The sequence below is a fragment of the Enterovirga sp. genome (assembly GCF_035325185.1).
Lineage (GTDB): Bacteria > Pseudomonadota > Alphaproteobacteria > Rhizobiales > Beijerinckiaceae > Enterovirga.
Genome location: NZ_DAOLAJ010000138.1, coordinates 1 through 6,832, shown reverse-complemented (window position 1 = coordinate 6,832; position 6,832 = coordinate 1). Strand labels below are relative to the sequence as shown.

Here is a 6,832-nt window from a genome sequence, read left to right as displayed (position 1 = left end):
TTCTCACACAGCCTGGAAAGCCCGGCCTTTCCTCAGATCACCTTGACCCGCGTGCCGACTCCCACCCTCTCGTAGAGGTGGACGATGTCGTCGTTCATCATGCGGATGCAGCCGGACGAGACGTTCTGGCCGATCGTGTGCGGCTCGTTGGTGCCGTGGATGCGGTAGAGCGAGGAGCCGAGATAGAGGGCGCGGGCGCCGAGGGGATTGCCCGGGCCGCCTTCCATGTGGCGCGGCAGGTCCGGCCGGCGCTTCAGCATTTCCGGCGGCGGGGTCCAGCCCGGCCACTCGGCCTTGCGGGTGATCGTCTTGATGCCCGACCACTCGAAGCCGGGCCGGCCGACGCCGATGCCGTAGCGCGTCGCCCGGCCGCCCGGCAGGATGTGGTAGAGGAATTTCGAGGGCGTATCGACGATGATCGTGCCGGGCGCCTCGGGGCCGCTATAGGCGATGTCGCGCCGGAGGTATTCGGCCCGCGGGGTGCGGGCGATCAGCTCCCCGCCCGGATCGGACGGCAGCGCCGCGAGGCGCCGGCCATAGGCCGGCGGGTCGGCGAAGGGATCGCTGCCCCGGTAGGGGTCCGGGGCCATGGCGCGGGCGCCCCCCGCCCCCCGTGAATTGTAGACGGGCGCGGCGGAGCGGCCGGGCTCGCGCCCCGTCACCAGGAATTCGATGAGACCGCCGCCGAGGCCCCCGCGTCCCCCCGGCACGTTGTAGGCGACCTGCGCCGAGGCATCCGTGGCGGCGAGCATCGCGGCGAGGCCGAGAGGGACAAGGAAATGATGTCGCATGGGCGCGATCCGGGACGGAGGCTGACCGATCCTGGATGCGCCGCCGCCCTCGCCGTTCCATGAACGGGACCCGCCTGACCGGGCCCGGAGCGCGGAAACCCGCCGGTATCGTTAGCGAAGCCTTGCGTCCCGGACCGGCCTTGCCCGCGCGAGCGCCCCGGCGAGAAGCGCGCGGCAGCCGCACAGGTCGAAGGCGAGGGCGAGGAGGCCGTAGACCGCCCCTCCCGCCACGACTTGTCCGGCGAGGGTCGGCACGGGCGCTCCCAGATTGCGCGTCGGAAGGAGCACGGCGGCCATCGCCGCCGCCGCCAGCGCCGAGAGCGCGAGGTCGCGCCAGGGCAGGCGCGCCCCGCCGACAAGTGCGACGGAGAGGAGGGTGAGAAAGCCCGCGGCGAGACCGGCGAACTGCGCCAGGGCGAAGCCGGGTGCACCCGGCAGGCGCGGCCAGGCCAGGGCCGCGACGAGGTTGACGCCGATCGCGACCAGGGCGGCGGAGACGACGGGCCCCGTCCGGTGCCGGAGCTGGAAGTAGGGGTTCACCGCGAACTGGATGAGGGCGTAGAGCGCCAAGGCCGGGATCAGGAACGGCACGCAGCCGTCGAGATGGCCGCGGAACGAGCGCGGCACGAAGATCTCCTCGAAGGCGGGCCAGACGATCCAGAGCCCCGCCGCGGCCGGCAGGGTGACCGCCGCGACGATCCCGGCGTTGCGGGCGATCTGGCGCTCGGCCGCCTCGCGGCCCTCCTGCTCGTCGATCCTGACCGCGATCTGGAAGAGGACGATGTCGAGGGCGGTGCCGAGGTTCTGGAAGAGCCGCGTCGCGATCTCGCTGATCAGGGCGAAATAGCCGGCCTCGACGAAGCCGTCGCGGCTGGCGAGCAGGCCCCGGTTGAGGAGCGGCATGAGCTGGTAGACCGCATTGGCCGCGACGAGCGGCACGGCGTAGCGCGCGAAGCGCGCCAGCGCCTTCGCGTCGAAGGGCGCCCCCCGCGCCTCCGGGGCCCGCAGGCTGTGCTGGACGAGAAGGATCGGCAGGGCGGCGGCCAGCGCCGCCCCGGCGAGCGCGAGGACCGGGTCGCCCGTGGCCTGGGCCGCGCCCGCCGAGAGGAGGAAGCCGAACAGCGCGCGCAGGAAGGCGAGCGCCACGTAGCTCTTCTCCCGGAAGAGCGCGCGGGAGAGCGCCATCCTGTATTCGCAGAAGCCGTAGGACAGGCCGCAGGCGGAGGCGGCGAGGAGAAGGGGCCGCGACAATCCGGCCGGGCCGAAGGGCAGGACGAGCGCGGTGAGGCCCGCGAGCACCGCCGCCATGATCCAGTAGGTGGCGTCGAGGGTCCTGCGGATCGAGGGCCGTTCCTTCTGCGCCCGCTCGCTCTGGTAGCGGGTCGTCGACAGCCGCAGCCATTCGAACAGCATGGTATTGACGACCGTCGCGATCGAAAGGCCGATGGCGTAGCGGCCGAACGCGTCCGGTCCCAGCAGCGAGGCCAGGACGAGAGAAAGCGCGAAGGACAGCGCCGCATTGACCAGGAAGGTGGCGACGAGGGTCATGAGGGAAGCCGGTTCTCCCGAGGCTTAGCCCGGCTTCGGCTGAGAAACCCTTACTCCCGCCGTCATGGGGAGTTTCGAACGTCTCGTCCACGAAGAGAGGTGGGGCCCGAAACCGCGAGGCGCAGGCTGGCTCCGCGCCGGGCGAGCAGGTAACGCGGGCACCTGCCTTCGTTCTCTCCCCCATGCGTCCCGTCCTTCACGCCGTCGCCGGCATCGCCCTCCTGTCCGTGATGGACGCGCTCATCAAGGGCGCCGTGGAGAGCCTGCCCGTCCTCCAGGTCGCGCTGCTGCGCTATCTCGTCGGCTCCGCCGCGATCCTGGCGCTCGCCGCATGGCGGCGGCCCGGATGGCCGACCCGCGAGGCGCTTCTCGCCAACGGCGTGCGGGCGATCCTCGTCGTGATCACGGCGACGAGCTTCTTCTACGCCCTCGGCCGGCTTCCGCTGGCCGAGACGCTGATCCTCTCCTTCGTCTCGCCGGCCTTCACGGTGCTCTTCGCGGCGATCCTTCTCGGGGAGCGGGTCGGGCCGCGCATCCTCGTCTCGCTCGTCGCCGGCTTCGCCGGGGTCGCCGTGATCGTGGCCGGCGGCCTCGGAGGGGAGGGGGCGAGGGAGACCTCCCTTTCCGGCGTCGCCGCCGTCCTCGTCTCGGCGGTCGGCTATTCGGCGACCAACGTGCTGCTGCGCGCCCGCGCCCAGCGCGATCCCCTCCTCGTCATCGTCGCCATCCAGAACCTCGTCCCCGCCGCGATCCTGGCGGGGCCGGGATGGTGGGTCTGGCGGATGCCCGAGGGGAGCGGCTGGCTCCTCCTCGGCGCGATCGGGCTCCTCGGCGTCGCGGGCCATCTCGTCCTGGCCCGGGCCTATGCCGCCGCCGAGGCCGCGCGCCTCGCCGCCCTGGAATATACGGCGCTGATCTGGGCCGTGCTGTTCGGCTTTCTCGCCTTCGGAGAGGTGCCGGGCGGCTTCGCCTGGGCGGGGGGCGCCCTGATCCTCGGCTCGGCCTGGATCGTCGCCCGGCGCTGAAGGCGGGTCCGCCCCGCCATGGCCGCATCGACAAAGCCTCGGCCCCCGGCTATCGCGCTGCCGGGGAGGCCGCGATGAGCCGGATATCCGCATCTCCGCCAGCCGCGGAGGAGAGCCCGAATCCGCCTTCGCTGGCGGAACTCTATACCGGCTTCATGCGGATCGCCGCCCTGTCCTTCGGCGGCGTCCTGCCCTGGGCGCATTACGTCCTGGTCGAGCGGCGGCGCTGGCTGACCTCCGAGGAATTCACCGAGATGCTGGCGGTCTGCCAGCTCATGCCGGGGCCGAACATCGTCAACCTGGCCGTCGCCATCGGCGCTCGCTTCCACGGCGCGCGCGGGGCCCTGGCGGCGGTGCTCGGCCTGACCATGCTGCCGGTCGCCATCGTGCTGGTGCTGGCCTCGGCCTATGGCAGCTTCAAGGACGTGCCGGCGGTCAATCACGCCCTCGAGGGCATGGCGGCCGCGGCCGCGGGCCTGATCGTGGCGATGGCCGCGAAGATGGCCCTCCCCATCCTTCGCCGCCGCCCCTGGAGCGCGGCGCCGGCCATGGCGCTGACCTTCGCCGCCGTAGCCCTCCTGCGGCTGCCGCTTCTCCCGGTCGTCCTCGTGATGGCGCCGCTCGCGGCGGCCCTGGCCTGGCGGGTGCGGGGATGAGGGGGCCGGCGGGAGAAGCCGCATGAATCCCGTCCTGATCCAGCTCGCCTGGCGCTTCTTCCTGCTGGGCTTCGTCGCGATCGGCGGGGCGAATGCGGCGGTGCCCGAAATGCACCGCTATGTCGTCGAGGTCGAGCGCTGGATGACGGACGGCGAATTCGCCGCCCTCTTCGCCATCGCCAATGCCGCGCCGGGGCCGAACGTCCTGATCGTCACGCTGGTCGGCTGGCACGTGGCCGGCATTCCCGGGGCGCTCGTGACGACCGTCGCGATGCTGGGGCCGACGGGCCTGCTCGTCTATGGCGTCTTCCATGTCTGGAACCGGATGCGCAACGCTCCCTGGCGCCCGGCGGTCCAGAACGGCCTGTCCGCGGTGACGGTCGGGCTGGTCGCGGCCACGGCTCACATCCTGACCCTCGCGACCGCGACGAACATCCGCCTCGCGGCGGTCACGGCCGCGACCGCCGCCGCGAGCTACCTGACGAAGACGAACCCGCTCTGGTGCTTCGCGGCCGCGGCGGCTTTGGGGGCGGCCGGCTTGCTCTGATCCGGCAGCCATGTTTCAGGATTCCCATGTTCGTGGCCTTTCATCAGCTCCCGCTGGCGGGGATGTTCGCCGCCGTCCTGGCGATCTGCCTCGCCATGGGCTGGCTGGTGATCGGCCTCGTCCGGATCCTCGTTCCGCTTGCCGGGTTCTGGCTGGACGAGCCGCTTCCCATCCGCGATTCCCTCGTCGGCGCCTGCGGCGCCCTGTTCGCGCTGATCCTGGCCTTTTCCGCAGCCGGGATCTGGAACGACGCCGTCGCGGCGCGCAATGCCGTGCAGCGGGAGGCTGATGCCATCGAGAACGCGCTGGTCCTCTCGGCGAGCCTGCCCGAGGAGACGCAAGCCGTCCTCGCCGAGGACCTGCGCGCTTATCTGAAGGAGGTCGTCGCGACCGATTGGCCGGCCATGGCCCAGAGCAGGCCGGTCGAGGATCCGATCTTCGACCGCTCGGAGAAGCACCTGCTGCTCGCGATCCGGCTCGTGTCCCGGCACCTCTCCGCCGCCGCGGCGCCGGCGGCCTATATCCCCCTGCTCAACCAGATCCTCGATGTGCGCCATGCGCGTCTCGCGCGCCTTTCGGCCTCCAATGCCGGCATCTCCTGGGCGCAATGGGTCGCCATGTGGCTGATCTCGGCGGCGACCCTCCTTGTGATCGCCGTCTGCAACAGCCATTCCTTCCGAATGCAGGTTCTTGCCACGCACATCTATGTCGCGGTGATCTCGGCGGCCTATTTCGTGATCCTGGCGCATGACCGCCCGTTCGTCGGCGTGGTATCGATCCAGCCGGCTGCGATTCAGACGCTCCTGCCCCGCGAGACGGACCGGCCCTGAGGGGGAGCCCGGCGCGACCCGCGCGGCCGAAAAATTCCCCGTCCCGTCCCTTGACGCCCGCCGGGCCCGCGACTATCTCCGCGCCAGCCTTGGCACTCTCGCATCGGGAGTGCTAACCGCAAGGCGAGGCGACCGGCCCGGCCGGTTGGCCGCTTCGATCATCCAACGCGTCCAAGAGGTTACGCATGAAGTTCCGTCCGCTGCACGACCGCGTCGTCGTCCGCCGCATCGAGAGCGAGGAGAGGACCAAGGGCGGGATCATCATCCCCGATACCGCCAAGGAGAAGCCCCAGGAGGGCGAGGTGATCGCCGTCGGCCCCGGCGCCCGCGACGAGAACGGCAAGGTCAACCCGCTCGACGTCAAGGCCGGCGACCGTGTCCTCTTCGGCAAGTGGTCCGGCACCGAGGTCAAGATCGACGGCCAGGATCTCCTCATCATGAAGGAGAGCGACATCATGGGCGTGATCGAGGGCTCCTCGCTCGCCAAGGCCGCGTAAGGCTTAAAGCCCACCCCCAGGAGCCGGCGCGGCCGGCCTCCCGATCCACTTCCCCGGAGGAGATCCGGGGACGCACCCCCCAATGCCTCGCACGAGCCGGGACGGCCCCGCAGGCCGGCCTGCACGGCGGGCAGAGTGACATCTGAAGAGGTTCACATGGCAGCTAAAGACGTACGTTTCGGCGCCGATGCGCGCGAGAAGATGCTCCGCGGCGTCGACATCCTGGCCGATGCCGTCAAGGTCACGCTCGGCCCCAAGGGCCGCAACGTGGTCATCGAGAAGTCCTTCGGAGCCCCGCGCATCACGAAGGACGGCGTGACGGTCGCCAAGGACATCGAGCTTGCCGACAAGTTCGAGAACATGGGCGCCCAGATGGTCCGCGAGGTCGCCTCGAAGACCAACGACATCGCCGGCGACGGCACCACGACCGCCACGGTTCTCGCCCAGGCGATCGTCCGCGAGGGCGCCAAGTCGGTTGCGGCCGGCATGAACCCGATGGACCTCAAGCGCGGCATCGACCTCGCGGTCGCCGCCGTCGTCAAGGACATCACGGCCCGTGCCAAGAAGGTCGCGTCCTCCGACGAGGTCGCCCAGGTCGGCACCATCTCGGCCAATGGCGACAAGGAAATCGGCGAGATGATCGCCCACGCCATGCAGAAGGTCGGCAACGAGGGCGTCATCACCGTCGAGGAGGCCAAGACCGCCGAGACCGAGCTGGACGTCGTCGAGGGCATGCAGTTCGACCGCGGCTACCTCTCCCCGTATTTCATCACCAATGCGGAGAAGATGGTCGCCGAGCTGGAAGACCCCTACATCCTCATCCACGAGAAGAAGCTCTCCTCGCTCCAGGCCATGCTGCCGGTGCTCGAGGCCGTCGTTCAGACCGGCAAGCCGCTGCTGATCGTCGCCGAGGACATCGAGGGCGAGGCTCTCGCGAC

8 protein-coding genes are annotated in these 6,832 nt (G+C 70.6%); 6 read left to right on the top strand and 2 right to left on the bottom strand.

Annotated features, from left to right (window positions below; all coding sequences use genetic code 11):
* Nucleotides 1-32: 32 nt before the first annotated feature.
* A complete protein-coding gene (locus PKD06_RS17820) occupies nucleotides 33-791 on the bottom strand; it encodes a L,D-transpeptidase (protein WP_324382496.1) in 759 nt (252 codons plus the stop codon).
* A 111-nt stretch (nucleotides 792-902) separates the two neighbouring features.
* Nucleotides 903-2,339, bottom strand: a complete 1,437-nt coding sequence (locus PKD06_RS17815) for an oligosaccharide flippase family protein (RefSeq protein ID WP_324382494.1) — start codon at nucleotides 2,337-2,339, stop codon at nucleotides 903-905.
* 182 nt (nucleotides 2,340-2,521) lie between these two features.
* Here PKD06_RS17815 and PKD06_RS17810 point away from each other — a divergent pair, with 182 nt between their 5' ends.
* The 6 genes from PKD06_RS17810 to groEL form a co-directional block, all read left to right on the top strand.
* On the top strand, nucleotides 2,522-3,364 hold the full coding sequence (locus PKD06_RS17810) for a DMT family transporter (protein ID WP_324382492.1): 843 nt from the start codon (nucleotides 2,522-2,524) through the stop codon (nucleotides 3,362-3,364).
* Between the two features lie 74 nt (nucleotides 3,365-3,438).
* The gene (locus PKD06_RS17805; protein ID WP_324382490.1) at nucleotides 3,439-4,020 is read left to right on the top strand and encodes a chromate transporter; all 582 of its coding nucleotides are present in this window, start codon (nucleotides 3,439-3,441) and stop codon (nucleotides 4,018-4,020) included.
* 22 nt (nucleotides 4,021-4,042) lie between these two features.
* Nucleotides 4,043-4,567, top strand: coding sequence for a chromate transporter (locus PKD06_RS17800; RefSeq protein ID WP_324382488.1), 525 nt, complete (start codon nucleotides 4,043-4,045; stop codon nucleotides 4,565-4,567).
* Nucleotides 4,568-4,599: 32 nt separating this feature from the next.
* Complete coding sequence (locus PKD06_RS17795) at nucleotides 4,600-5,397, top strand: hypothetical protein (protein WP_324382486.1); 798 nt, start codon at nucleotides 4,600-4,602, stop codon at nucleotides 5,395-5,397.
* 185 nt (nucleotides 5,398-5,582) lie between these two features.
* Nucleotides 5,583-5,894: a co-chaperone GroES gene (groES, locus tag PKD06_RS17790; protein ID WP_324382484.1), complete on the top strand. Its 312-nt coding sequence runs from the start codon at nucleotides 5,583-5,585 to the stop codon at nucleotides 5,892-5,894.
* Nucleotides 5,895-6,050: 156 nt separating this feature from the next.
* Nucleotides 6,051-6,832 (top strand): chaperonin GroEL (gene groEL / locus PKD06_RS17785; RefSeq protein ID WP_324382482.1); only part of this gene is annotated, 782 nt, incomplete at its 3' end.